This is a genomic window from Saccharopolyspora mangrovi, assembly GCF_035320975.1.
GTDB lineage: Bacteria > Actinomycetota > Actinomycetes > Mycobacteriales > Pseudonocardiaceae > Saccharopolyspora > Saccharopolyspora mangrovi.
Genome location: NZ_JAWLNX010000003.1, coordinates 128018 through 152219 on the forward strand (window position 1 = coordinate 128018; position 24202 = coordinate 152219).

Consider the following 24202-nt stretch of genomic DNA (forward strand, 5'->3'; position numbering starts at 1 on the left):
TTCGGCGAATGAGCCCGCGCTTCTGAATTGATCGGGAACCTTTAGCGGTGGCCGGTCCGCGCCGAGCGTCGGCGCGGGCCGGTTACCCTCGCATAGGTACCCAGGTACATCCATCGACTCTGGAGCCCGTGAACCCGTGTTCGACACTCTCTCCGACCGGCTCACCTCGGTCCTGACGAACCTGCGCGGCAAGGGGCGGCTGTCCGAAGCCGACATCGACGCCACCGCGCGGGAGATCCGCATCGCCCTGCTCGAAGCGGACGTGGCGCTTCCCGTCGTGCGCGGGTTCATCAAGGGTGTCAAGGAGCGGGCCAAGGGCGCCGAGGTCTCGCAGGCGCTGAACCCGGCGCAGCAGGTCGTCAAGATCGTCAACGAGGAGCTCGTCACCATCCTCGGCGGCGAGACCCGCCGCCTGGAGCTGGCGAAGAACCCGCCGACGGTGATCATGCTCGCGGGTCTGCAGGGTGCCGGTAAGACGACGCTGGCGGGCAAGCTCGCCAAGTGGCTGTCCGGTCAGGGCCACACGCCGATGCTGGTGGCCTGCGACCTGCAGCGCCCGAACGCGGTCAACCAGCTGCAGGTCGTCGGTGAGCGCGCCGGGGTCCCGGTGTTCGCGCCCGAACCGGGCAACGGCGTCGGCGACCCGGTGCAGGTCTCCCGGGACAGCATCGAAGAGGCCAAGCGCGCGCAGCACGACGTCGTCCTCGTCGACACCGCCGGCCGGCTGGGCGTCGACGAGGAGATGATGAAGCAGGCCGCCGACATCCGGGACGCGGTCTCGCCCGACGAGATCCTGTTCGTCCTGGACGCGATGATCGGTCAGGACGCGGTGACCACCGCCGAGGCCTTCCGCGACGGCGTGGGCTTCTCCGGCGTGGTGCTGACCAAGCTCGACGGTGACGCCCGCGGTGGTGCCGCGCTGTCGGTCCGCGAGGTCACCGGCCAGCCGATCATGTTCGCCTCCAGCGGCGAGAAGCTGGAGGACTTCGACGTCTTCCACCCGGACCGGATGGCCAACCGGATCCTGGGCATGGGCGACATGCTCACCCTGATCGAGCAGGCCGAGCAGGCCTTCGACCAGGAGCAGGCCGAGAAGGCCGCGGAGAAGCTGGGCACCGGCCAGCTGACCCTGGAGGACTTCCTGGAGCAGATGCAGGCGGTGCGGCGGATGGGCCCGCTGCAGAACCTGCTGGGCATGCTGCCGGGCGCGGGCCAGATGAAGGACCAGCTGGCCAACTTCGACGAGAAGCAGCTCGACCGCATCCAGGCGATCATCCGCGGCATGACCCCGGCCGAGCGCGCCGACCCGAAGATCATCAACGCGTCCCGCCGCCAGCGCATCGCGCGCGGTTCGGGCGTGACCGTCGGCGACATCAACGACCTGGTCAACCGGTTCTTCGAAGCCCGCAAGATGATGCAGCGGATGGCCGGCCAGTTCGGCGGCTTCGGCGGCGGAGGCGGCGGTTCCAAGAACCGCAAGGGCAAGAAGGGCAAGAAGGGGAAGAAGGGCAAGGGCGGCCCGACCCCGCCGAAGGGCATGAAGGGCATGCCCGGCGGCCTCCCCGGTCTGCCCCCGGGCGGCATGCCCGGCATGGGCGGCGCGGGCCCCGATCTGTCCAAACTGGACCCGACCGCGAACCAGCTCCCGCCCGGCTTCGACCCGTCGAAGCTGAACTTCGGCAAGAAGGACAAGTGACGGCGCTGCACCTGCGCGCCACGGTGCTGCCCGACGGCGCGCAGCGGGACCTGTGGATCGCCGACGGCCGGATCTCGCTGGAACCGGTCGCCGGCGCGGAAACCGTCTTCGACGGCGGGTACGTGCTGCCCGGACTGGTCGACGCGCACTGCCACGTCGGCATCGGCACCCAGGGGCCGGTCGAGCTCGACGAGGCCGCCGCCCAGGCCGAGATCGACCGCGACGCGGGCACCCTGCTGATCCGCGACTGCGGCGCGCCGATCGACACCCGGCCGCTGCAGCAGCGCGACGACCTGCCGCGCATCATCCGCGCGGGCAAGCACCTGGCCCGGCCCAAGCGCTACATCCCGAAGCTGTCCGACGACCTCGACGACGAGCAGCACCTGCCGGCCGCGGTCGCCGAGCAGGCCGCCTACGGCGACGGCTGGATCAAGCTCGTCGGTGACTGGATCGACCGCTCGGTCGGCGACCTGGCCCCGCTGTGGAGCGACGAGGTGCTGGCCGAGGCCATCGACACCGCGCACCGGCTCGGCGCCCGCGTCACCGCCCACGTGTTCGGCGAGGACGCGCTGCCGGGCCTGATCAACGCGGGCATCGACTGCATCGAGCACGGCACCGGCCTGACCGACGAGACGGTCGAACTGATGGCCGCCCGCGGCACCGCCCTGGTGCCGACCCTGGTCAACGTGGAGAACTTCCCGGGCTTCGCCGCCGCCGCGACGAAGTACCCGGACTACGCCACGCACATGACCGACCTCTACGAGCGGGCCGACCGCACCGTCGCCAAGGCCATCGAGGCGGGCATCCCGGTCTACGCGGGCACCGACGCCGGGGGCGGCATCCCGCACGGCGTGCTGGCCGACGAGGTCGCCGCGCTGCACCGGGTCGGCATGTCCACTGAGCAGGCCCTCAGCGCCGCCTCCTGGGGCGCGCGCGAGTGGCTGCGCTGGTCGGGCGTCGAGCACGGCGCCCTGGCCGACCTGGTGTGCTACGACGCCGATCCCCGCAAGGACCTGGACGTCCTCCGGAGCCCGAGCCGAATTCTGCTAGGCGGCAAGGTCTTCTAGCTCTTCGAACACGCTGAAAACGGTCCCCGCAATCATTTCCACCGCTGGCCCGGTGAAAACGGCGTCCCGATGTGCGACCCCTTAGGGTTGAAGGGTCGAGGGGAGCGTCTTGTGGGGGAGAAGCGGGATCCTTACCTTCAGCCGATGCGTAGGGTGGACGGCGTTGCCGACCCCCGCCCCGCGTTCTGGGAGGACAAGCTGGAGGCCGCCAGGCGCGGCTCGCTGGCCTGGGGTTTCGCGGCGTTCTTCCTCGGATATGGCGGCTACTACCTGGCCGTGGTCGTCCTCGGCGCCGTGCGGCCCGCACCGGACGGCGGGTTCGACCCGTCGCAGCCGCCGAACACCGGTCCGCTGCTGCTGCTCGCCTTCGCGCCGAACATCCTGCTCGGCCTGGTCCCAGCGGTCTTCTCGTGGTGGCGCGGGCACGGCCTGCGCGCCGACTTCGGCATCCTGCCCCGGCGCCGGGACTTCAAGATCGGGCTGGTGTGCGGGCTCTGCGCGCTGTTCGGGTCCTGGATGGCGACGCTGGTGATCATCGCGCTCACCGGCCCGCCACCGGAATCGGACCTGGCCAGGCTGATGCAGGGCGACCGGACCGTCTGGCTGTTCCTGTTCGCCCTGTTCGCGTTCCTGGGCGCCCCGCTGACCGAGGAGCTGCTGATGCGCGGCGCCCTGTGGGGAGCGATGGAGCACTACCGGATCCCGCGCGTGGTCATCCTCATCCTCACCTCGGTGATCTTCGCGTTGATACACCAGGAGGCGTGGCGCACGCCGGTGCTGTTCATCGGCGGGCTGGCCATCGGCATGGCCCGGATGATCACCGGACGCGTTTCGGCGAGCATGGTCGCCCACGCCACGAACAACTTCGTGCCCGCCCTGCTGCTGTTCGCTGTGGCCAGATGAACACCCCGCTCGACGGCGTATTGATCGTGACGCGGCCGGGGTCCGGTATAGCCTGACGGCTTCCGCCGGTGTCAGCCGACATCGTCACGCGGGTCGTCGACCCGCTGTTCGGCATCACGGAGGCGCTCGTGCACTCAACACAAGGACCGGAAGTCGCCGGCGAACCAGCACCCTCCGGCCGGACCTGGGTCGCCGATCCGCCGGTCCGCACGCACCGCTGGGGGCTCGGGGCGTTCTTCCTGGCCGAAGCCGTGTTCGTGCTGACCTCGGTGGTGCTGGCGGCCGCGTTCGGCACGCCGGGCGTCTGGTCGATCGTGCTGATGCTGGTGCTGCCCACCCTGCTGGCCGGTGGGCTGGCGGTGCTCATCACGGTCGTGCGCGGCAACGGCCCGATGCTGGACTTCGGGCTGCAGTGGCGCTGGTCGGACGTCCGGACCGGGCTGGCCATCGGCGGCGTCGGGCTGGTCACCACGACGATCGCGACCACGCTGTGGACGCACTGGGCCGATCCCGGCCAGACGTCCACGGTGAGCAGCGTCCTCGACGGCGTCCGGTTGCCGCCGGTGGTGGCGGTGCTGGTGTTCCTGCACATCTGGCTGGTCGCACCGCTGTGCGAGGAGCTGCTCTACCGCGGCCTGCTGTGGGGCGCGATGGAGCGGCTGGGCTGGAGCCAGCTCAACGTGTTCGTGCTGAGCACGGCGGTGTTCGCGATCGGCCACCTGGAACCGGCCCGCACCTGGCTGCTGCTGGTGATCACCATCCCGATCGGTCTGGCCAGGATGGTCACCGGCCGCCTCACGGCCAGCGTGATCGCCCACCAGGTCAACAACTTCCTGCCCGCCCTCGGGCTGCTGCTCGTCTCGCTGGGGCTGATGCCCACCTGAGACCCGACCGCCAGGCAAGCGGCGGAGCCGCTTTCTCTGTACCCCACCTGAGCAACTCGCACCGCCGGAGGTTCTCAGACGTTCTCTGGTGAGGACGCCGCGACGCCGTGTATTGGCATACATCAGGAGTGGCGCCCGGAGCCAGAGGGCGTCTGAGGTTCTCCTACCGGCACCGCTGAGCAGGCTGCCCCCGTCGTCATCGAAGAAGGGTGTCTGGCAGAATAGGTTGCTGTTCGCTGCGAGGGGTCCCTCTCACCTCTCACTGGCGATTTGACCTACGAGCTTTGCGAATCGCTGCCCCACGCGGTTTGCGCATCGCTCACCGGAGCATCAATGAGAGTCTGAGGAGCACCAGCACCCGTGGCTGTGAAGATCAAGCTCGCGCGGATCGGCAAGATCCGGGAGCCGCACTACCGCATCGTCATCGCGGACGCCCGCACCCGTCGCAACGGCCGGGTCATCGAGACGATCGGTCAGTACCACCCGAAGGAGAACCCGAGCGGCATCATCGTCGACTCGGAGCGGGCGCAGTACTGGCTGGGTGTCGGCGCGCAGCCGACCGAACCGGTGCGCAACATCCTGGAGATCACCGGCGACTGGCAGAAGCACAAGGGCCTGCCGGGCGCCGAGGGCACCCTCAAGGTCGCCGAGTCGAAGAAGACCAAGCAGGAGCTGTTCGAGGAGGCCCTGGCCGCCGCAGGCGAGGAGCCGACCGTCGAGGCCACCACCCCGAAGAAGAAGGGTGGTAAGAAGTCCGAGGCCAAGGCTGAGGACAAGGCCGACGAGAAGGCCGAGGTCAAGGCCGACGAGCAGAAGTCCGAGGACGGTCAGGCGTGACGGTCCTCTCGGACGCGCTTGAACACCTGGTGCGCGGCATCGTCGACAACCCCGACGATGTCCGCGTCCAGCTGCTGACGACTCGGCGTGGTCGCACCCTCGAGGTGCACGTCAACCCGGACGACCTGGGCAAGGTCATCGGCCGTGGCGGTCGCACCGCCACCGCGCTGCGCACCGTGATGACCGGCATCGGTGGTCGCGGAATCCGGGTCGACGTGGTCGACACCGACCGCTGACCAGCATGAACGAACTTCAGCCGGAGGCCCTCGCAGTGGGGCGCGTGGTGCGGCCGCATGGCGTGCGGGGCGAGCTCGTCGTCGAGGTGCTCACCGACAGCCCGGAGCTGCGGTTCGTTCCCGGTTCGGTGCTCGGACTGAAGCGCCGATCCGGTCAAGGCAGGAAGACCAGCGCGCAGAGCCTCACCGTGACAGCCGCCCGGCACCACGCCGGGCGGCTGTTGGTGCGCGCTGAGGGCGTGGACGGCCGCGACGCCGCTGAGGAGCTGCGCGGCGCGCTGCTCACGGTCTCCGCCGACGAGGCCGAGTCGCCCGAGGACCCCGACGAGTTCCACGACACCGAGCTGATCGGGCTGCGCGCGGCCCTGGTCTCCGGTGCGGAGGTGGGCGTGGTGCGCGACGTGCTGCACTCGCCGGCGGGAGAGCTCCTCGCGGTCGCCATCGAGGACCCGGAAGCCGATGAGGGCGAGCGCGAGGCCCTGGTGCCCTTCGTCTCCGCCATCGTTCCCGAGGTGGACCTGGAAGCAGGGCGCATCGTTCTCGACCCGCCCGAAGGCCTGCTGGACTGAAGAGACTCACCCGCCCCGGCTCGACGGGGCGCTTCCCAGGCGAGGCCACCATGCGCATCGACGTCATCACGATCTTCCCCGACTACCTGAACCCGCTGCGGGAAGCGCTGCTGGGCAAGGCCATCGAGCGCGAGCGGATCTCGGTCGGCGTGCACGACCTGCGCGACTGGACCCACGACGTGCACCGCGCGGTGGACGACAGCCCCTACGGCGGTGGTCCCGGCATGGTGATGAAGCCCGACGTCTGGGGCGAGGCCCTCGACGAGGTCTGCGGGGTTCAGGACGCGACGCCCCGGCTGGTGGTGCCGACGCCGGCGGGCCGCCCGTTCGAGCAGAAGACCGCCGTGCGCTGGTCCCAGGACCCGTGGCTGGTGTTCGCCTGCGGCCGCTACGAGGGCATCGACCAGCGGGTCATCGACGACGCCGCCACGCGGATGTCGGTCGAAGAGGTCTCCATCGGCGACTACGTGCTGGTCGGCGGTGAGGTCGCCGCGCTGACGATGATCGAGGCCGTGGTCCGGCTGCTGCCCGGCGTGCTGGGCAACCCGCTGTCGGCCGAGCAGGACTCGTTCTCCGACGGCTTGCTGGAAGGTCCCTGCTACACGCGTCCCGAGGTGTGGCGCGACCGGCCGGTGCCGGACGTGCTGCGCTCCGGCAACCACGCCGCGATCGCCCGCTGGCGGCGGGATCAGGCGCTGGAGCGCACCTACCACCGGCGGCCGGAACTGCTCGCGGCGTTGCCGGAGGGGGACCTGGATAAGGCCGACCGGAAACAGCTCGATAAACTACGCGCGTCGGATGCTTCCGACGGTTCCAGTGAGACCGGAGACGCGTCGCGCTGAGCTCCTCGTTGCAGGGGCCGGATCAGGCGCCGAAATGCGGATCTGGCACACTGGACAGGTTGATGCAGTCGAGCCACCTGGTTCGACATGCGCAAAGAGCAAGTTCACCCCGTGTCGGGCGGTGCCCACCTTCCAGGTCGGGTCATCGACATGTGAGAACACGGGTGCCTTCGACACGGATGAGGACGGACCACCGATGAACACCCTGGACGCGTTGGACGCCCAGTCGCTGCGTTCCGACATCCCGGCCTTCCGGCCCGGTGACACGCTGAAGGTTCACGTCCGCGTCATCGAGGGTTCGCGCGAGCGGACTCAGGTCTTCCAGGGCGCAGTCATCCGCCGCCAGGGCGATGGCATCCGGGAGACCTTCACCGTGCGCAAGGTTTCCTTCGGTGTCGGTGTGGAGCGGACTTTCCCGGTGCACACCCCGAACATCGCGCAGATCGAGGTCGTCTCGCGCGGCGATGTCCGGCGGGCGAAGCTGTACTACCTGCGCGACCGGCGCGGCAAGGCGGCGAAGATCAAGGAGAAGCGGGAGACCGCTTCGGCGTCCTGATCGACGCGAGACGGAGCAGTACCCGAGGGCCCGGGCGCGATGCGCACCCGGGCCCTCCGGCTTTCCACCTTCGGGTGATCAATGCAGGCCCAGCGCGCGAGGGAGGCATCGATGGAACGGGATGTTCCGGAAAAGGGCACGTCATCGGGTCGCGACCGGGCGGGTTCCCGGCCCCGCCGCGCCGGGGCAGCGCGACGACCCCGCACGCGGTTCGAGTAGCCTGGCCGGGTGGCCGACGTCATGCGCAGCGGATCAGCGGAAGAGCCCCACGACTCGGAGCACCGGGAGGGTGCTCCCGGCGAAGCGGCTCAACACCCGAAGCAGAAGGGGAAGAAGAAGTCTTCCTTCTGGGTGGAACTGCCCATCCTGATCGTCACCGCACTGGTGCTCACCGTGCTCATCCAGGCGTTCCTGGCCCGGGTGTACGTGATCCCGTCGCAGTCGATGGAGCAGACCCTGCACGGCTGCACCGGTTGCAACAACGACCGGGTGCTGGTGGACAAGGTCTCCTACCGCTTCGCCGAGCCCGAGCCCGGTGACGTCGTGGTCTTCCGCGGCCCGCAGCCGTGGGTGCAGAACGAGTTCACCAGCCAGGAGACCACCAACCCGGTCGCCGGCTTCTTCCAGGGCGCGGCGTCGCTGCTGGGCTTCGGCGCCCCGGACGAGAAGGACTTCGTCAAGCGGGTCATCGCCGTCGGCGGCCAGACCGTCGAGTGCTGCGACGCGCAGAACCGGGTGCTGGTCGACGGCAAGCCGCTCAACGAGCCCTACGTGTACTGGGAGCCGGGCCGCGGCGTCGGTCAGGACGAGTTCGCGCCGGTCACCGTGCCCGCCGGGCACCTGTGGGTGATGGGCGACAACCGCAACGACTCGGCGGACTCCCGCGTGCAGGGCGGCGGCGGCATCAGCGGCGCCGTCCCGGTGGACAACGTGATCGGCAAGGCGCAGGTCATCGTGCTGCCGCCGACCCGCTGGCAGAGCATCCCGGAGCCCAACCCGCAGTCGACGGCGCTGGGCGCGCCGGCCTGGCAGGGCGGTCTGCCGCTGGGCGTGGGTTTCGCCGTGGCGTTCCCCACCGTCTGGATGGGTCGTAGGCTCGTCGGTGCAGTGAGCAAACGACGGCAGTCGGAGTGACCACGACGTGACGGTGACGGACTTCCGGCCACCCCGGTCGGTGATCCGGCGCAGCAGCGGCAACTGGGCGCTGCAGAGCGCCCTGGACCGCCGGGGGCTGGGCCCGGTCGCCGGTGTCGACGAGGCCGGGCGCGGTGCGTGCGCGGGCCCGCTGGTGGTCGCCGCGTGCGTGCTCAAGCCGGGGGACGCGAAGCGGTTCGACGGCCTGACCGACTCGAAGGTCCTCAGCGAGGCCGACCGGGAACGGCTCCACGAGCGCATCATCGCCCGCGCGCTGAGCTGCTCGACCGTGGTCATCCCGGCCGAGGACGTCGATGCGCTGGGCATTCACGTGGCCAACCTGGAGGGCATGCGCCGCTCGGTGGCCCAGCTGACCGAGCATCCCGGCTACGTGCTCACCGACGGGTTCAAGGTGCAGGGCCTGGCGACGCCGAGCGTCGCGGTCGTCAAGGGCGACCTGGTGGCCGCCTGCGTGGCGGCGGCGTCGGTGCTGGCCAAGGTCACCCGGGACCGGCTGATGGCCGGTGAGCTGCACGAGCGGTTCCCGGCGTACGCCTTCGACGTGCACAAGGGCTACAGCACGCCGCTGCACTCGGCGCGGCTGAGCGAGCACGGTCCCAGCGTCCAGCACCGCTGGTCCTACGCGAACGTGGTGGCCGCCGCCACGAAGCACGGGATGCGCTCGCCGCGCGCTGTGACCAGCAAGCCCGGTTTGTTCGATGCCTCGAAGGAGGATGTGGTGGACAATGAGGCGTTGTAGTCCGAACGGAAACGCAGAAGGGCTCGCACAGCGATGAGCGCCGAGGATCTCGAAAAGTACGAGACCGAGATGGAGCTGCAGCTCTACAAGGAGTATCGCGACATCGTCGGTCAGTTCACCTACGTCGTGGAGACCGAACGGCGCTTCTACCTGGCCAACGTGGTCGACGTGCAGGTGCGCAACTCCGACTCGGAGGTCTACTTCGAGGTGTCGATGTCCGACGCCTGGGTCTGGGACATGTATCGCCCGGCGCGGTTCGTCAAGAACGTTCGGGTGATCACATTCAAGGACGTCAACGTCGAAGAGCTGGAGAAGCCGGACTTCCGGCTCCCGGAGAACGGGCCCTTCGGGTCTTAGCGGAACCCGGTCACGACATGTGATGCCCGGGCGGTCGAAATCGACCGCCCGGGCATTTTCATGCGCGCGGAGCGACCGGGGCGAATTGATGAATACCCGGATACGCGAAATCCGCTACACGTAGGTGTGAGTGGTGATTGTCCACAGGGGACTTTTTCCTCCACAGATCTGAAAATCTGCTTGGCATTTCGATTCGGGATGGGCAACGTGGGGTCCATCCCGAATCCGGAAGCGTTGGTGCCGAATCCTTTTCGCCCACCGGATCGGGAGCCGTCGATTCGAATCCGGGGAGGTTCTCGTGCGCACCGACAAGATCACCGCGCCGCTGTCGGATCACCTGGTGGGCGGGCGCAGGCACGAGCTGGGCAGGGTCGCCGAGCGGATGGCAGCCGAGCTGCTGGAGAGCGGCGGGCTGACGGTCCTGGACCGCAACTGGCGCTGCCCGCGAGGTGAGCTCGACGTCGTCGCCACCGATGGGGAAGTGGTGGTGTTCTGCGAGGTCAAAGCCAGGTCCGGGGTGGACTACGGCGGGCCGCTCGGCGCCGTTGGCCCGGACAAGGTCGCCCGCATCCGCGGGGTGGCCAGGGCCTGGCTGGCCGAGCGCGCCCTGGTCGGCTGCCGGGTGCGCTTCGACGTGGTCTCGGTGCTGTGGCCACCGGGCGAGAAGGCGCGCGTCGAGCACCTCGAGGGGGTGTTCTGAATGGCGCTGCGCAAGACCTGGGCGGTCGCGCTGTTCGGGGTGGACGGCGTGCTGGTGGAGATCGAGGCCGACGTGCGCTCCGGACTGCCTTCGGTGCAGCTCATCGGCCTGCCGGACAACGCGTTGAAGGAGGCCAAGAACCGGGTCGCGGCGGCGATCCAGAACTGCCGGGAGGAGTGGCCGGTGGATCGGGTCATCACGCTCGCGCTGTCGCCGGCCGCGCTGCCCAAGGGCGGCACGTCCTACGACCTGGCGCTGGCCTGCGCGGTGCTGGCCGCCAGCGAGCAGGTGCCCCCGCACCGGCTGCGGGGCACCGTGCTGCTCGGCGAGCTGGCCCTGGACGGGCGGCTGCGCGGGGTGCGCGGGCTGCTGCCCGCGCTGCTGGCGGCCCGCCGGTCGGGCGTGCGCCGGGCGGTGGTGCCGGTTGAGGGGTTGGCCGAAGCGCACCTGGTGGAGGGCGTCGAGATCCTCGGCGCCGAGCACCTGCGGGAGGTGATCGCCTGGCTGCGCGAGCTCGCCGAGCTGCGCGAGGACGTCCCGCAGCGCACCGAACCCGCCCAGGAGGAGGTGCCGGACCTGTCCGACGTGCTCGGCCAGCCGGAGGCCCGCTGGGCGCTGGAGGTCGCCGCTGCCGGTGGCCACCACCTGCTCATGGTGGGCCCGCCGGGAACGGGCAAGACGATGTTGGCCAAGCGGCTGTGCGGGCTGCTGCCCGAGCTGACCCGGCCGGAATCGCTGGAGGTCACGGCATTGCGGTCGCTGGGGGATGAAGCGGCTGAATTCCTGGTGCGCAGACCGCCCTTCGTCGCCCCGCACCCGTCGCTGTCGATCCCGGCGCTGATCGGCGGCGGCACCGGCCTGGCCAGGCCTGGGGCGGTCAGCCGGGCGCACCGCGGCGTTCTCCTGCTCGACGAGGCCTGCGAGCTGGGGCCGAAGCGGCTGGAGGCGCTGCGCACGGCGCTGGAGGAAGGTGAGATCCGGTTGGCCAGGCGGGACGGGACGCTGCGCTACCCGGCGCGCTTCCAGCTGGTGCTGGCCACGAACCCGTGCCCGTGCGCACCTGCCAGGGAGCTGGATTGCCAGTGCGCTCCGCAGGCGCGGCGACGCTACCTGGGCAAGCTGTCCGGGCCGCTGCTGGACCGGGTGGACCTGCGGGTGCGCACCCGGCCGATCTCGGCGATGAGCACCGGGGCCGGTGGCGAGCCGGAGAGCACGGCGGTGGTGCGCGAGCGCGTCGAACGGGCCAGGGAGGTCGCGCGGGAGCGCTGGGCCGATCACGGCTGGCAGACCAACACCGAGGTCCCGGGTCCCGTGCTGCGCAAGGAGTTCGCGCTGCCGGAGGAGACCACGGCGTTGCTGGAGCGCGGTTTGGAGGCGGGCGCGATCAGCGCGCGCGGCGCCGACCGCTGTTTGCGCGTGGCCTGGACGCTGGCGGATCTCGACGGCAGCCCCCGGCCGTCGGCCGATCACGTCGCCGCCGCGCTGGAGTTCCGGGACAGGAGGGCGACCTGATGAGCAGGTGGGCTTCGCTGAGCGAGAAGACCAGGCAGGAACTGCTGCAGGCCAGGGCTTTCCTGTCAGCCGTGGCCGAGCCACCCGCGCAGGCCCTGGCTCGTTTCGTGGCCGAGCGCGGTGCGCGCGGCGCCCTGGACGCGATCCTGCGCGAGCGTGCGCCGGAGCAGGTGCAGGCCGAGGTGGAGGCGCGGCGCTCCGGTCTCTCCGGTGAGCAGCTGCTGCGCGCCGGGGAGGCGGCCGGGCTCCGGCTGCTGATCCCGGAACGGCCGGGCTGGCCGCACGAGGCGTTCGCCGAGCTCGTGGGGGCGCGCGAGGTGGAGCTGCCGGACGTGGCCGAACCGCTGGCACTGTGGGTGCGCGGCCGGGGCGAGCTCGCCGAACTCGCCGAGCGGACGGTGGCGATCGTCGGCGCTCGCGCCGCCTCCGGGTACGGCGAGCACGTGGCGGCCGAGTTCGGCCACGGCTTGTCCCGGGCGGGCTTCACGGTGGTCTCGGGCGCGGCCTACGGCATCGACGGCGCGGCGCACCGGGGAGCGCTGTCGGCGGGCGGGCGCACGGTGGCGTTCTTGGCCTGCGGCGCGGACCTGGACTACCCGGCCGGGCACAGCAGGTTGCTGCGCGCGATCGCCGACCAGGGCGCGGTGATCAGCGAGTACCCGCCGGGAACGCCGCCGCGCAAGCACCGCTTCCTGGTGCGCAACCGGTTGATCGCCGCGATGGGCCAGGCGACCGTGGTGGTGGAGGCGGGTGCTCGCAGCGGTGCCGCCAACACGGCCAACACCGCCGACCTGCTGGGCCGCCCGGTGCTGGCCGTGCCGGGGCCGGTGACCGCGCAGAACTCCGTGGGCTGCCACGTGATGGTGCGCTCCGGGCAGGCGGTGCTGGTCACGCGTGCCGACGAGGTCGTCGAGCTGCTCAGCCCGCTGGGCGTGCGGCCGGCCGAGGAGGTCGAGGGCCGCTCGCGGGCCACCGACCGGCTGCACCCGGACGCGCGGCGGGTGCACGACGCGCTGATGGGGATGGACTCCGCGTCCGACGGGGAGATCGCCCGCGATTGCGGGCTGCCGCTGGGGCGTGTTCGCGCGGTCCTGCCGGAGCTGGAGATCGAGGGTTTCGCGAAGCGAACGGAAAGCGGGTGGACTGCGACGAAAAGGTGAAGGGAAAGACGGGTGAAAGCTCGGTGAAAGAGATTCCGGTGAATGGAAGGCGAAACCAACTCCGATCTGCGCGTTCCACCGCGGGACCTCGTCGTGCCCAGCGAATTCCGTGACAACATGTAATGGAACAGTTTCGCAACGTGACTTCGGAAACAGTGGAATTCGCGTGGCGATGCTTGACCGGAGAATCGATTGCGACGAGCGTCGAGGGCATGACCGGTGGACGTCCAGCGCGAGCGAGCCGGCCCGACCTCCGCGAGGTCCGGGCCGGACTGCCCGGAGATCTGGGCTCCGCTGTGGACACCTTCGAGCGGCACTTGGCCGTCGAGCGGGGCCTGTCCGCCCACACCGTGCGCGGATACGTGACCGACGTCGTCTCGCTGCTGGCCAGGTTAGCCGAGATCGCGGGCGACGCCGGGCTGCGCGGGCTCGACCTGTCGGTGCTCCGCGAGTGGTTGTCCGCGCAGCACAGCGCGGGTGTCAGCCGCTCGACGCTGGCTCGGCGCACGGCGTCGGCGCGCGCTTTCACCGCGTGGGCGTTCAAAGCCGGTCTGCTGCCCGCCGATCCCGGTCCCCGGTTGGCCGTGCCGTCACGACCGCGCAGGTTGCCGCCGGTGCTGCGCGCAGACCAGGCGGGCGAGGCGATGGGCGCTTCGGCGTCGGGTGCCGAGCAGGGCGATCCCGTCGCTCTCCGTGATCACGCTGTCGTGGAGGTCTTGTACGCCACCGGTGTTCGCGTCGCAGAGCTGTGCGGATTGGACGTCGGCGATGTGGACCGCGAGCGGCGGGTGCTGCGCGTGATCGGTAAAGGCGACAGGGAGCGCGTTGTGCCGTTCGGCCTACCCGCCGATGCGGCACTCGGTCGATGGCTCCAGGACGGACGGCCTAAACTTCTCCGTGACCCGTCGAACGCCGCGTTGTTCCTGGGAGTCCGGGGTGGACGCCTCGATCCCAGGACAGCGAGGCGGACCGTGCACGACGCCGTCGGCGCGGTCGGCGGTGCGCCGGAAATCGGGCCGCACGGACTTCGGCACTCGGCTGCGACCCATTTGTTGGAAGGTGGCGCAGACCTCCGTAGCGTTCAGGAGTTGCTTGGTCACGCTACGCTCGCAACGACCCAGCTTTACACCCACGTGACCGTTGAACGGCTGAAGGCGATCCATGACCGAACCCACCCCCGTTCCTGACCACGCCGGGGGCGGCGCCAACACGGTGGCCGCGAGATCGAACTCGGCACCGGTGTGCCACGACCAGGGCGGCGCGACCAATGGCCACCGGCCCAAGCTGCCCGGTGCTCCGTCGCTGGCCACCGTGGAGTCGGCGTGGGCCACCAACGGCCAGCGCAGTGGTGACGAGGTCGAGGCGGGCATCGTCGCGCTGTGGCAGGCGTTCGGCGAACGGCCCACGCAAGAGCTGCGCGACCGCCTGGTGCTGCACTACGCGCCGCTGGTCAAGTACGTCGCGGGCCGGGTGGGTACCGGTCTGCCGTCGCACGTGGAGATCTCCGACCTGATCCAGTCCGGGATATTCGGCCTGGTCGACGCGATCGAGAAGTTCGAGCCCCAGCGCGGGCTGAAGTTCGAGACCTACGCGATGCAGCGGATCCGCGGTGCGATCCTCGACGACCTGCGCGCCCAGGACTGGGTGCCGCGCTCGGTGCGCAGCCGGGCCCGCGACGTGGAGCGGGCGCTGGAGCGGCTCGAGGCCAAGCTGCAGCGCACCGCGACCGACGCGGAGCTGGCCGAGGAGCTGGAACTGTCCATCGAGGAGCTGCGCGAGCTGTTCGCCCAGCTGCAGATGACCAGCGTCGTCGCGCTGGACGACCTGATCGGCGCCGGTCACGCGCAGGCCTCGCTGGCCGAGACGCTGCCCGACGACCGCGCCGAGGACCCGGTGGCGGCCCTGGTCGACCGCGACAGCCGGCGCCAGCTCGCCGAAGCCGTGGAGCGGCTCAGCGAGCGGGACCGGGTCGTGGTGACGCTCTACTACTTCGAGAACCTGACCCTGGCCGAGATCGGCAAGGTCCTGGGCGTCACCGAGTCCCGCGTCTGCCAGCTGCACACCCGCGCCGTCCTGCGGCTGCGCACCAAGCTCACCGAGCAGACCTGATCACCAGGGCAGCAGCCGCACGCGGGAGCTCGCGAGCAGTTCGAGCGGATTCCGGTACCGCTCGCCCTCGCGCAGTCCCCAGTGCAGGCACGCCTGAGCCGGGCAGTCGGGGTGTCCCGGTTCCAGGTGGCCGATCACCTGGCCCCGGGTGACGCGGTCGCCGCGCGCGACGACCGGGGTGAGCGGTTCGTAGCTGGTGCGCAGCCCGCCCGGGTGCTCCACGGAGATCACGGCGCGGTCCACCAACCACCCGGCGTGCACCACGACGCCGTCGGCCGCCGCCAGCACCGGCTGCCCGGCCCGCCCGACCAGGTCCACGCCGCGATGCCCGGGGCCGAACGCGGAGCCGGGCGCCTCGAAGGGGCGCGCCACCGCCGGTGGCGGCTCCAACGGCCAGCTGAAACCGGTCGAAACCGGCGGTGCGGGGGCAGGTGGTGGGCCTGCCGCGGCGGCCAGTCCGGCGGAGCAGGCGAGGGCGGCGCCGAGCAGGACCGAGATCAGGATTCGCATGCGTCCAACGTGACCCGCTCGCGGCTGCGGTGACCAGGTCCGACGGCGAATCTGTGGACGAACCGGGCGGCTGTGGACAACTCCTGGTCCGCGATCGGGTGGTGGGTTGCGCGTCCAGTACACTGTTGACGCGGTTTCGTGTGCGCACGAACCGACTACGCGTGCCCGCGCGTACGCCACCGCGCAAGTGGTCCCGGATCGCTCCGGGCTTCCTGCCGGAAGGCCACCGGATCCCTCGTGGTCCCGCCCCGTGACAAGGGCGGGTGGGGGAGCCGGGCCGGGCACCAGGGCGGCGGGTCACCCGGCCCGCCGCGGCAACCCGAACGCGCGCCCGGAAGCGGGCGCGCCCGACTCAAGAGGTGAACACAGGCCATGGCCGTCGTCACCATGAAGCAGCTGCTCGACAGCGGCGTGCACTTCGGGCACCAGACCCGTCGCTGGAACCCGAAGATGAAGCGCTACATCTTCACCGAGCGCAACGGCATCTACATCATCGACCTGCAGCAGACGCTGACCTACATCGATGGTGCGTTCGACTTCATCAAGCAGACCGTCGCCCACGGCGGCACGATCCTGTTCGTCGGCACCAAGAAGCAGGCGCAGGAAGCGATCGCCGAGCAGGCCCTGCGGGTCGGCATGCCGTACGTCAACCAGCGCTGGCTGGGCGGCATGCTCACCAACTTCCAGACCGTCCACCGCCGTCTGCAGCGTCTCAAGGAACTCGAGACGATGGAGCAGACCGGTGGCTTCGAGGGTCGCACCAAGAAGGAGATCTTGATGCTGACCCGCGAGAAGGACAAGCTGGAGAAGACGCTCGGCGGTATCCGCGACATGTCCAAGGTGCCCAGCGCCGTGTGGATCGTGGACACCAAGAAGGAGCACATCGCCGTCGGCGAGGCTCGCAAGCTCGGTATCCCGGTCGTCGCGATCCTGGACACCAACTGCGACCCCGACGAGGTCGACTACCCGATCCCGGGCAACGACGACGCGATCCGCTCCGCCGCGCTGCTGACCCGCGTGGTCGCCGATGGTGTTGCCGAGGGCCTGATGGCCCGCTCCGGCCGCAACAACGGTGCCCCCGCCGAGGGCGGCGAGGAGAAGCCGGCCGGTGGCGAGCCGCTGGCCGAGTGGGAGAAGGAACTGCTGGCCGGTTCCGGCCAGGCCGCCGAGGGCGGCGAGCAGCAGCCCGCGCAGTCCTGATCACCCGCGCTGCGCACCCGCTGAACTCCGGCGGGTGCGCAGCGCGATCAGGCTGCTGGCCAGTCACACTGGCAACCGACCCACGCCGGGCCGAGAGCACTGCCGCTGACCGCGGCGCATCGCGCGGTGTCGGGTGGAACATTCGGAAAGATCTTCCAACTCCGTATCAACAGGGACGGACTACGCACGATGGCGAACTTCAGTGCGGCCGACGTCAAGCGTCTTCGCGAGCTGACCGGCGCCGGCATGATGGACTGCAAGAAGGCTCTTGAGCAGAACGACGGCGACTTCGACAAGGCCGTCGAGAGCCTGCGCATCAAGGGTGCCAAGGACGTGGGCAAGCGTGCCGAGCGCGCCACCGCCGAGGGCCTGGTCGCCGCCGAGGGCGGCGTGCTGATCGAGATCAACAGCGAGACGGACTTCGTCGCCAAGAACGACGAGTTCATCGAGCTGGCCAACAAGGTCGTCGCCGCTGCGGCCGCCGCGGGTGCGACCGACGTCGACTCCGCGCTGGCCGCGAAGCTGGACGACAAGACCGTCGCCGACGCGATCCAGGAGCTCTCCGCCAAGATCGGCGAGAAGCTGGAGCTGCGCCGGGCGAAGAAGTTCGACGGCCAGGTGGCCACCTACCTGCACCGCCGCTCGGCGGACCTGCCCCCGGCGGTCGGCGTGCTGGTCGAGTACACCGGTGACGACGCGGAGGCCGCTCGCGGCGCCGCGATGCAGGTCGCCGCGCTCAAGCCCACCTACCTCTCGCGCGACGAGGTCCCCGAGGACATCCAGGCCAACGAGCGCCGGATCGCCGAGGAGACCGCCAAGGAGGAGGGCAAGCCGGAGAAGGCCATCCCGAAGATCATCGAGGGTCGCCTCAACGGCTTCTTCAAGGAGAACTGCCTGCTGGACCAGCCGTCCGTGCAGGACAACAAGAAGACCGTCAAGGCCCTGCTGGACGAGGCCGGCGTGACCGTGACCGGTTTCGTCCGGTTCGAGGTCGGCCAGGCCTGAGCCACGCCGCGGCGGAGGCCGGCCGCGCCCGGTGACGGGTTCGGCCGGCGCACCGGCCCCGGCGGCCGTGGAAGACGGCACGGCGCCCCGCCTTCGTTGTCGAGGCGGGGCGCTTTTGCAAGGTAACGGCGGTTCCGCGCTGCGGAACCGCACCGGGTATCAGCGCTCACCAGCCGGGTACCCGGTTCATGACCCGCACGAACACCTGATGAAGTGCACGATCAAGACCTCGCGGGAGGATTCAAGTGACCGACGACGGCCCGGCTAAGCGTGGTTACGGTCGCGTGCTGCTCAAGCTCGGCGGCGAGATGTTCGGCGGCGGCAGCGTCGGAATCGATCCCGAAGTGGTCGCCACCGTGGCCCGGCAGATCGGCGAGATCGTCGCCGACGGGGTCGAGGTGGCCATCGTCATCGGCGGCGGGAACTTCTTCCGCGGCGCCGAGCTGCAGCAGCGCGGCATGGACCGCGCGCGCGGCGACTACATGGCGATGCTGGGCACGGTGATGAACTGCCTGGCACTGCAGGACTTCCTGGAACGCGAGCACGGCATCGACACCCGGGTGATGACTGCGATCACGATGGGTCAGGTCGCCGAGCCCTACATCCCGCGACGCGCGATGCGGCACATGGAGAAGGGTCGCGTGGTGATCTTCGGCGCCGGCACCGGCATGCCGTACTTCTCCACCGACACCACCGCCGCGCAGCGCGCGCTGGAGATCGGCTGCGAGGTCGTGCTGATGGCCAAGGCCGTCGACGGCGTCTACACCGCCGATCCCAAGACGACGCCGGACGCGAAGCTGTTCGAGCACATCACCCACCGCGAGGTGCTGGAGCGCGGCCTGAAGGTCGCCGACGCCACGGCGTTCAGCCTGTGCATGGACAACTACATGCCGATGCTGGTGTTCAACCTTCTGGAGGAAGGAAACATCGCCCGCGCGGTGGGCGGTGAGAAAATCGGCACGCTGGTCAGCACCCCGGGCGCCGAGAAGCTTTGAGGGTGCTGGATCCTGATCTGGTCGCAGGGCCGCCCCAGGGGTGCGCTGAGCGACACGCCACACTTGCAACGTCCACTGGTCGGCAGACTTAAGGAGCAGCCGTGATCGACGAAGCTCTTCTCGAAGGCGAGGAGAAGATGCAAAAGGCTGTGGAGGTGGCCAAGGACGAGCTGGCCTCCGTCCGCACCGGTCGCGCGAACCCCGCGATGTTCTCCGGCATCGTCGTCGACTACTACGGATCGCCGACGCCGCTGAACCAGCTCGCCAGCATCTCCGTCCCGGAGGCGCGGCTGGTCGTCATCAAGCCCTACGACGCCAGTCAGCTGGGTGCGATGGAGAAGGCGATCCGCGACTCCGACCTCGGGGTCAACCCGTCCAACGACGGCCAGCTCATCCGCGTCGCGATCCCGCAGATGACCGAGGAGCGCCGCAAGGAGATGGTCAAGCTCGCCAAGTCCAAGGGCGAGGAAGGCCGGGTCACCATCCGCGGCATCCGCCGCAAGGTCAAGGAAGAGATCGAGCGCATCGTCAAGGACGGCGAAGCCGGCGAGGACGAGGGTTCGCGTGCGGAGAAGGAACTCGAGAACCTGACCCACCGCTACACCGGTCAGGTCGACGAGCTGCTCAAGCACAAGGAAGCGGAACTCCTCGAGGTCTGAGTGGTGACGCCCGGCCAGTGTGCAGACGAGTCCGGAATGTCGGCCGACGACGTTCCGGACCCGCCTTCGCGTCCCTCCCGGGCCGGTCGTGATCTCCGCGCAGCCATCGGCGTCGGGGTCGTGCTCGGGGCGGCTGTCATCCTCTCGTTGCTGATGGTCCGGTTCGTGTTCATCGGCATCGCCGCAGCGGCCGCCCTGGTGTCGACCATCGAGCTGGCGCAGGCCGTGCGACGCGCGGCGGGCATCCGCGTCTCGCTGGTCCCGGTGCTGGTCGGCGGGCAGGCCATGATGTGGCTGTCCTGGCCGTTCGGGTTGCGCGGAATCCTGATCTCGTTCGCGATCACCGTGCTGGGCTGCCTGGTCTGGCGGTTCCGCGACGGCATCGACGGTTACCTGCGCGACGTGACCGCCTCGGTGTTCACCGCCGCCTACGTGCCGCTGTTCACGGCGTTCGCCGCGATGCTGGTGCGCCCGGAGGACGGTGCCTTCCGGGCGCTGGTGTTCCTGATCTGCGTGGTCGCCTCCGACACCGGTGGTTACGCGTTCGGCGTGCTGTTCGGCAAGCACCCGATGGCGCCGGTGATCAGCCCGAAGAAGTCCTGGGAGGGCTTCGGCGGGTCGATGGTCGGCGGTGTGCTGGCGGGTGTGCTGTCGGTGTGGCTGCTGCTCGACGGCCAGTGGTGGATGGGTGCGCTGGTCGGTGCGGCGCTGGTGTGCAGCGCGACGGTCGGCGACCTGATGGAGTCGGTGATCAAGCGCGATCTGGGCATCAAGGACATGGGCAACCTGCTGCCCGGTCACGGCGGTCTGATGGACCGGATGGATTCGCTGCTGCCGTCGGCACCGCTGGCCTGGATGATGCTCTTCTGGCTCATTCCGAGCTGATGCGGACCTGGCGCGAGAAGCGGGTTCCGGAGGTCACGCCGAGCCCGAACATCTGGAACTGGCCGGAGGTCTACGAGGCGGAGAACCGCGCTCAGGACTCCGCCGGGGCGTTGTGGAAGGCGTTGCGGGCCGAGCGCGACTGGGCCGGTCTGGACGTGGTCGACGTGGGTTGCGGCGACGGCTTCCACCTGCCGGTCTTCGCCGCCACCGCCCGCTCGGTGATTGGCGTCGAGCCGCACGAGCCGCTGGCCGAGCGAGCTCGTGAGCGCACCTCCGGCACGCCGGGCCTGGACGTCCGGGTCGCGCCCGCCCAGCGGCTGCCGCTGGCGGACGGCAGCGTCGACCTGCTGCACGCCCGCACGGCGTACTTCTTCGGGCCGGGTTGCGAACCGGGTCTGGCCGAGGCCGAACGGGTCCTGCGTCCAGGTGGCACGCTCGCGATCATCGACCTCGACACGGCTTGCCCGCCCTACGGCGACTGGATGCGCGCCGACGCCCCGCAGATCGATCCGGTGCGGATCGAGTCCTTCTTCGCCCGCCACCACTTCACCAGCACCTCGGTGCCGACGCTGTGGCGCTTCCACGACCGGGACACCCTGGAGGCGGTCCTGCGCATCGAGTTCTCCGCCAAGACGGCCGCTCGGGCGGCCACCGAGTCACCGGGCCGGACGATCCCGGTCACCTACCGCCTCAGGACCAGGACTAAGCCCACGGGTCTCCTCGCGCCTTGACCTCCCCAGGGGCCGGGCGCAGCGGAAATCCGTGCCCGGACCTCAGCGGAAATCGGGACACGGATCTCAGCGGATATTCGGGTCAGAAGGTGACGCCCGCCGGTTGGCGGGTGACGGCGTTGATGCGGTTGAACAGGTTCGACAGGCCGATCATGAGGATCAGCGCCGCGATCTGCTCCTCGTCGTAGTGCTCGCTGACGCGCTTGAACAGCTCGTCGTCGACGGGGTCGCCGCGATCGGCCACCCGGGTCGTCGCCTCGGCGAATTCCAGGGCCACCCGCTCGGCGTCGGTGAACCAGGGCGCCTCCCGCCAGGCGGCCACCGACCAGAGCCGGTCGTCGCTCATGCCGCCCTGCTTGAGCTGCCGCGCGCTGTAGTGCACGCAGAAGCTGCACCCGTTGATCTGGCTGGAGCGCATGTGCACCAGTTCCAGCGTCTGCGCGGGGATGTCGACCGCCTGGACGGTCTTCAGCAACGCCTGGATCGACTTGAACGCGTCCGGCAACAGCATCGCGGGGTTGTTCATCCGTGCTTCCATGATGGGCACCTCCCTGTCACATGAGCCGGTTCCGGCTCGTCACCCCCATGACGGGCCGAGACGAAGGAATGTGACCGATGGGCGACAGCGAATTCCTGGCCAGGCAGTTCGAGCAGCACCGCAGGCGCCTGAAGGCGGTCGCGCTGCGGATGCTCGGCTCCCACGCCGAGGCCGAGGACGCCGTGCAGGAGGCCTGGATGCGGGTCGACCGGGCCGGAGCCGACGAGGTGGCGAACCTCGGCGGCTGGCTGACCACCATCGTCGGCCGGGTCTGCCTGGACATGCTGCGCGCTCGCCGTTCCCGGCCCGAGCACCCGGCCGAGGACTTGCCGGAACGGGGTGAGGGGCGGACACCGGAGGCCGAAGCGGTGATGGCCGACTCGGTGGGCCTGGCGCTGTTCGTCGTCCTGGACGCGCTCGACCCCGCGGAGCGGCTCGCGTTCGTCCTGCACGACATGTTCGCCGTGCCGTTCGACGACATCGCTCCGATCGTGGGCCGCAGCTCGGCGGCCACGCGGCAGCTGGCCAGCCGGGCGCGCCGCCGGGTCCGCAGCAGCGGGCGTCCGGAACCGGACCTGGTCGCGCAGCGCGAGGTCGTCGACGCCTTCCTGCGCGCGGCCAGGGAAGGTGATTTCGAGGGTCTGGTCGCCGTGCTCGACCCGGACGTGGTGCTGCGCGCCGACCAGCGCGCGGTCGACACCGCTGCCCGCGCCCGCAAGGCCGGGGCTCCGGCGCTCACCGCGGAGTCGCGCGGGGCGGAGCTGGTGGCCGAGGCGTTCCAGGGCGGGGCCAAGCTGGCGCGCCCGGCGCTGGTCGCCGACGCCATCGGCGCGGCCTACGCGCCACGCGGCAAGGCGCACTCGGTCTTCGTCATGACCATCCGCGGCGGCCGCATCGCCGAGATCGAGGTCATCGCCGACCGCGACCACATCGCAGAACTGGACCCGCTGGTCCTGGACTGAGGCAGGTTCAAGCATGCGGCGGAGCCGCATTCTCCTTCACCACTCTCGCGGCTGGGACCGCCGCCCAGGTTCCGCCACCCGCACCGCCACGCAGAGCAACCACCTCGTGGATCCGTCGAAAACGCTTTGGTTGTAGGGAGCGTCACGGCTTCGTGGCCCTTCTGCAACGCGTAGCCCCCGAATGACGCCTTGATAGCCGCCGAACCACGTGATCGACTGGAGTTGTCGTATGCACGCACACGGGTTTTCAGGAGCAGTCATGGCCTTCCGCGCGGCGCAGCCGGTGACCGCGGGTCTCAGCCGGCTCGCTCAACTGGACCGCCATGAGCGTGCGCGCCTCGTTCGCCAGTTGTGCCACCAGTACCCGGCGTTCCGGTCGATGTTCCGGCAGGCGGTCATCGCGCGAGCCGTGGCGTTCGGGTCCGCGATGCTGCTGGGCGCCTCGGTGATGGCCCTGGCGCAGGGGCTCAACATGTGGATCGTGGCGGGCCTGGTGTTCTCCGGGATGGGCGGGTTCTGCTACGTCGCGGTGACCTTGACCAACAGCCGCTTCGACCTGCTGATGGCGGTGCTCGGCGCGCACCGCACCGACGAGCTGCACAGCAGGCTGGTCACCGAGCAGATCTACGGCGAGGAGATCGCCCAGGTCGAGCCGCAGCAGGTGGTGCCCTCCCACGCGGTCGGTTCGCGGCTGACCGGCGAACCTAGCTCTGCACGCTGATCGACAGGGCGGCCGCGATCTCGTCGCCCACGAAGTGCGTTTCGGCGTGCGGGGGTTCGCCGACGCGCACCACGAGCGGCCCGCCGAAGGGCTTGCGCTCCACGATCTCGATCCGCGAACCCAGCGTCATGCCGTGCTCGGTGAGGTAGCGCAGCAGTTTCGAGTCGGTGTCCCAGACCCGCGCGATGGTGCCGATGGTGCCGGGCTCGATCTGGTCGAGCTGCCGGGTCCGGGGCGCGGCGAGTTCGCCTTCGGCGGTGGGGATCGGGTCGCCGTGCGGGTCGACGGTGGGGTTGCCGAGCTTGGCGGCGATGTGCTCGACGAGCTCGTCGGAGACCGCGTGCTCCAGGGCGTCGGCTTCGCTGTGCACCTCGTCCCAGCCGTAGTCCAGCTCCTCGACCAGGAACAACTCGATGAGCCGGTGCCTGCGCAGCACGGAGTGCGCGAGCCGGCGGCCTTCGGGGGTGAGCTCGACGCTGCGGTAGCGGACGTGGGTGACCAGGCCCAGCTGGTCCAGCTTGTTGATCATGCCGGACACCGAGGATGGGCTGAGTCCGAGGCGCGCGGTCAGCGTCGCGTTGGTGACGGGCTCGCCCCGTTCGCTGAGCCCGTAGATCGCCCGGAGGTAGTCCTCCACCGAAGGCGACGGGCGCTCGGTTTCGCTCGGCATGACT

Annotated in this window: 28 protein-coding genes; 25 read left to right on the forward strand and 3 right to left on the reverse strand. The window is 70.0% G+C overall.

Annotated features, from left to right (window positions below):
• The first annotated feature begins 136 nt into the window (after positions 1–136).
• From ffh to whiG, 17 genes are all read left to right on the forward strand, one after another.
• On the forward strand, positions 137–1696 hold the full coding sequence (gene ffh / locus R4I43_RS05470) for a signal recognition particle protein (protein WP_324264409.1): 1560 nt from the start codon (positions 137–139) through the stop codon (positions 1694–1696).
• A complete protein-coding gene (locus R4I43_RS05475) occupies positions 1693–2763 on the forward strand; it encodes a metal-dependent hydrolase family protein (protein WP_324264410.1) in 1071 nt (356 codons plus the stop codon). Before ffh ends, R4I43_RS05475 begins: the two co-directional genes overlap by 4 nt.
• 144 nt (positions 2764–2907) lie before the next feature.
• Positions 2908–3666 (forward strand): CPBP family intramembrane glutamic endopeptidase, encoded by a 759-nt coding sequence (locus R4I43_RS05480; RefSeq protein ID WP_324264411.1) that lies wholly within the window; start codon positions 2908–2910, stop codon positions 3664–3666.
• Positions 3667–3734: 68 nt separating this feature from the next.
• The gene (locus R4I43_RS05485) at positions 3735–4550 is read left to right on the forward strand and encodes a CPBP family intramembrane glutamic endopeptidase (protein ID WP_324264412.1); all 816 of its coding nucleotides are present in this window, start codon (positions 3735–3737) and stop codon (positions 4548–4550) included.
• A gap of 360 nt (positions 4551–4910) precedes the next feature.
• The gene (rpsP, locus tag R4I43_RS05490) at positions 4911–5387 is read left to right on the forward strand and encodes a 30S ribosomal protein S16 (RefSeq protein WP_324264413.1); all 477 of its coding nucleotides are present in this window, start codon (positions 4911–4913) and stop codon (positions 5385–5387) included.
• Positions 5384–5623, forward strand: coding sequence for an RNA-binding protein (locus tag R4I43_RS05495; protein WP_093413382.1), 240 nt, complete (start codon positions 5384–5386; stop codon positions 5621–5623). The genes rpsP and R4I43_RS05495 overlap by 4 nt, the downstream gene beginning before the upstream one ends.
• 5 nt (positions 5624–5628) lie before the next feature.
• The gene (gene rimM, locus R4I43_RS05500) at positions 5629–6192 is read left to right on the forward strand and encodes a ribosome maturation factor RimM (RefSeq protein WP_324264414.1); all 564 of its coding nucleotides are present in this window, start codon (positions 5629–5631) and stop codon (positions 6190–6192) included.
• Positions 6193–6242: 50 nt separating this feature from the next.
• Positions 6243–7034, forward strand: a complete 792-nt coding sequence (gene trmD, locus R4I43_RS05505; protein WP_324264415.1) for a tRNA (guanosine(37)-N1)-methyltransferase TrmD — start codon at positions 6243–6245, stop codon at positions 7032–7034.
• Between the two features lie 196 nt (positions 7035–7230).
• Positions 7231–7590, forward strand: a complete 360-nt coding sequence (rplS, locus tag R4I43_RS05510) for a 50S ribosomal protein L19 (protein WP_132627488.1) — start codon at positions 7231–7233, stop codon at positions 7588–7590.
• Between the two features lie 240 nt (positions 7591–7830).
• A complete protein-coding gene (lepB, locus tag R4I43_RS05515; protein ID WP_407691207.1) occupies positions 7831–8724 on the forward strand; it encodes a signal peptidase I in 894 nt (297 codons plus the stop codon).
• A 7-nt stretch (positions 8725–8731) separates the two neighbouring features.
• On the forward strand, positions 8732–9484 hold the full coding sequence (locus tag R4I43_RS05520; RefSeq protein WP_324264417.1) for a ribonuclease HII: 753 nt from the start codon (positions 8732–8734) through the stop codon (positions 9482–9484).
• Positions 9485–9517: 33 nt separating this feature from the next.
• Positions 9518–9841 (forward strand): DUF2469 domain-containing protein, encoded by a 324-nt coding sequence (locus tag R4I43_RS05525; protein WP_324264418.1) that lies wholly within the window; start codon positions 9518–9520, stop codon positions 9839–9841.
• A 298-nt stretch (positions 9842–10139) separates the two neighbouring features.
• On the forward strand, positions 10140–10541 hold the full coding sequence (locus tag R4I43_RS05530) for a YraN family protein (protein ID WP_324264419.1): 402 nt from the start codon (positions 10140–10142) through the stop codon (positions 10539–10541).
• A complete protein-coding gene (locus R4I43_RS05535; RefSeq protein ID WP_324264420.1) occupies positions 10542–12053 on the forward strand; it encodes a YifB family Mg chelatase-like AAA ATPase in 1512 nt (503 codons plus the stop codon).
• Positions 12053–13213, forward strand: coding sequence for a DNA-processing protein DprA (dprA, locus tag R4I43_RS05540; RefSeq protein WP_324264421.1), 1161 nt, complete (start codon positions 12053–12055; stop codon positions 13211–13213). Before R4I43_RS05535 ends, dprA begins: the two co-directional genes overlap by 1 nt.
• A gap of 212 nt (positions 13214–13425) precedes the next feature.
• Positions 13426–14400: a tyrosine recombinase XerC gene (locus R4I43_RS05545; protein WP_324264422.1), complete on the forward strand. Its 975-nt coding sequence runs from the start codon at positions 13426–13428 to the stop codon at positions 14398–14400.
• Positions 14375–15322, forward strand: coding sequence for an RNA polymerase sigma factor WhiG (gene whiG / locus R4I43_RS05550; RefSeq protein ID WP_324264423.1), 948 nt, complete (start codon positions 14375–14377; stop codon positions 15320–15322). Before R4I43_RS05545 ends, whiG begins: the two co-directional genes overlap by 26 nt.
• Here the strand turns inward: whiG and R4I43_RS05555 are convergent, their stop codons facing one another.
• The gene (locus R4I43_RS05555) at positions 15323–15832 is read right to left on the reverse strand and encodes a M23 family metallopeptidase (RefSeq protein WP_324264424.1); all 510 of its coding nucleotides are present in this window, start codon (positions 15830–15832) and stop codon (positions 15323–15325) included.
• Positions 15833–16204: 372 nt separating this feature from the next.
• Here R4I43_RS05555 and rpsB point away from each other — a divergent pair, with 372 nt between their 5' ends.
• From rpsB to R4I43_RS05585, 6 genes are all read left to right on the forward strand, one after another.
• Positions 16205–17032: a 30S ribosomal protein S2 gene (gene rpsB / locus R4I43_RS05560; RefSeq protein ID WP_324264425.1), complete on the forward strand. Its 828-nt coding sequence runs from the start codon at positions 16205–16207 to the stop codon at positions 17030–17032.
• 189 nt (positions 17033–17221) lie between these two features.
• Positions 17222–18037 carry a translation elongation factor Ts gene (gene tsf / locus R4I43_RS05565; RefSeq protein WP_324264426.1) on the forward strand — a complete coding sequence of 272 codons (816 nt, stop codon included), beginning with the start codon at positions 17222–17224 and terminating at the stop codon, positions 18035–18037.
• A gap of 245 nt (positions 18038–18282) precedes the next feature.
• Complete coding sequence (pyrH, locus tag R4I43_RS05570) at positions 18283–19032, forward strand: UMP kinase (RefSeq protein WP_324264427.1); 750 nt, start codon at positions 18283–18285, stop codon at positions 19030–19032.
• Positions 19033–19133: 101 nt separating this feature from the next.
• Positions 19134–19691 (forward strand): ribosome recycling factor, encoded by a 558-nt coding sequence (gene frr / locus R4I43_RS05575; RefSeq protein WP_324264428.1) that lies wholly within the window; start codon positions 19134–19136, stop codon positions 19689–19691.
• 36 nt (positions 19692–19727) lie between these two features.
• Positions 19728–20576 carry a phosphatidate cytidylyltransferase gene (locus tag R4I43_RS05580; protein WP_324264429.1) on the forward strand — a complete coding sequence of 283 codons (849 nt, stop codon included), beginning with the start codon at positions 19728–19730 and terminating at the stop codon, positions 20574–20576.
• Entirely contained in the window at positions 20576–21307 is a 732-nt protein-coding gene (locus R4I43_RS05585; RefSeq protein WP_324264430.1) for a class I SAM-dependent methyltransferase, read from the forward strand. Before R4I43_RS05580 ends, R4I43_RS05585 begins: the two co-directional genes overlap by 1 nt.
• Positions 21308–21389: 82 nt before the next feature.
• Here the strand turns inward: R4I43_RS05585 and R4I43_RS05590 are convergent, their stop codons facing one another.
• A complete protein-coding gene (locus tag R4I43_RS05590; protein ID WP_324264431.1) occupies positions 21390–21845 on the reverse strand; it encodes a carboxymuconolactone decarboxylase family protein in 456 nt (151 codons plus the stop codon).
• A 77-nt stretch (positions 21846–21922) separates the two neighbouring features.
• Between R4I43_RS05590 and R4I43_RS05595 the strand changes: the two genes are divergently transcribed.
• Positions 21923–22807, forward strand: a complete 885-nt coding sequence (locus R4I43_RS05595) for a sigma-70 family RNA polymerase sigma factor (protein ID WP_324264432.1) — start codon at positions 21923–21925, stop codon at positions 22805–22807.
• 259 nt (positions 22808–23066) lie between these two features.
• Positions 23067–23528: a hypothetical protein gene (locus R4I43_RS05600; RefSeq protein WP_324264433.1), complete on the forward strand. Its 462-nt coding sequence runs from the start codon at positions 23067–23069 to the stop codon at positions 23526–23528.
• Here the strand turns inward: R4I43_RS05600 and R4I43_RS05605 are convergent.
• Positions 23512–24198 carry a metal-dependent transcriptional regulator gene (locus tag R4I43_RS05605; protein ID WP_324264434.1) on the reverse strand — a complete coding sequence of 229 codons (687 nt, stop codon included), beginning with the start codon at positions 24196–24198 and terminating at the stop codon, positions 23512–23514. The genes R4I43_RS05600 and R4I43_RS05605 overlap by 17 nt on opposite strands.
• Positions 24199–24202: the final 4 nt, after the last annotated feature.

Bases quoted from the DNA above. Each gene is read 5' to 3' on its own strand.
- rplS (WP_132627488.1), top strand. From the start codon at position 7,231: ATGAACACCCTGGACGCGTTGGACGCCCAGTCGCTGCGTTCCGACATC.
- R4I43_RS05480 (WP_324264411.1), top strand. From the start codon at position 2,908: ATGCGTAGGGTGGACGGCGTTGCCGACCCCCGCCCCGCGTTCTGGGAG.
- rimM (WP_324264414.1), top strand. From the start codon at position 5,629: ATGAACGAACTTCAGCCGGAGGCCCTCGCAGTGGGGCGCGTGGTGCGG.
- R4I43_RS05545 (WP_324264422.1), top strand. From the start codon at position 13,426: ATGACCGGTGGACGTCCAGCGCGAGCGAGCCGGCCCGACCTCCGCGAG.
- R4I43_RS05590 (WP_324264431.1), bottom strand. From the start codon at position 21,845: ATGGAAGCACGGATGAACAACCCCGCGATGCTGTTGCCGGACGCGTTC.
- tsf (WP_324264426.1), top strand. From the start codon at position 17,222: ATGGCGAACTTCAGTGCGGCCGACGTCAAGCGTCTTCGCGAGCTGACC.
- lepB (WP_407691207.1), top strand. From the start codon at position 7,831: ATGCGCAGCGGATCAGCGGAAGAGCCCCACGACTCGGAGCACCGGGAG.
- R4I43_RS05555 (WP_324264424.1), bottom strand. From the start codon at position 15,832: ATGCGAATCCTGATCTCGGTCCTGCTCGGCGCCGCCCTCGCCTGCTCC.
- R4I43_RS05600 (WP_324264433.1), top strand. From the start codon at position 23,067: ATGGCCTTCCGCGCGGCGCAGCCGGTGACCGCGGGTCTCAGCCGGCTC.
- R4I43_RS05605 (WP_324264434.1), bottom strand. From the start codon at position 24,198: ATGCCGAGCGAAACCGAGCGCCCGTCGCCTTCGGTGGAGGACTACCTC.
- R4I43_RS05595 (WP_324264432.1), top strand. From the start codon at position 21,923: ATGGGCGACAGCGAATTCCTGGCCAGGCAGTTCGAGCAGCACCGCAGG.
- R4I43_RS05535 (WP_324264420.1), top strand. From the start codon at position 10,542: ATGGCGCTGCGCAAGACCTGGGCGGTCGCGCTGTTCGGGGTGGACGGC.
- dprA (WP_324264421.1), top strand. From the start codon at position 12,053: ATGAGCAGGTGGGCTTCGCTGAGCGAGAAGACCAGGCAGGAACTGCTG.
- R4I43_RS05525 (WP_324264418.1), top strand. From the start codon at position 9,518: ATGAGCGCCGAGGATCTCGAAAAGTACGAGACCGAGATGGAGCTGCAG.
- R4I43_RS05580 (WP_324264429.1), top strand. From the start codon at position 19,728: ATGTCGGCCGACGACGTTCCGGACCCGCCTTCGCGTCCCTCCCGGGCC.
- trmD (WP_324264415.1), top strand. From the start codon at position 6,243: ATGCGCATCGACGTCATCACGATCTTCCCCGACTACCTGAACCCGCTG.
- R4I43_RS05585 (WP_324264430.1), top strand. From the start codon at position 20,576: ATGCGGACCTGGCGCGAGAAGCGGGTTCCGGAGGTCACGCCGAGCCCG.
- rpsB (WP_324264425.1), top strand. From the start codon at position 16,205: ATGGCCGTCGTCACCATGAAGCAGCTGCTCGACAGCGGCGTGCACTTC.
- whiG (WP_324264423.1), top strand. From the start codon at position 14,375: ATGACCGAACCCACCCCCGTTCCTGACCACGCCGGGGGCGGCGCCAAC.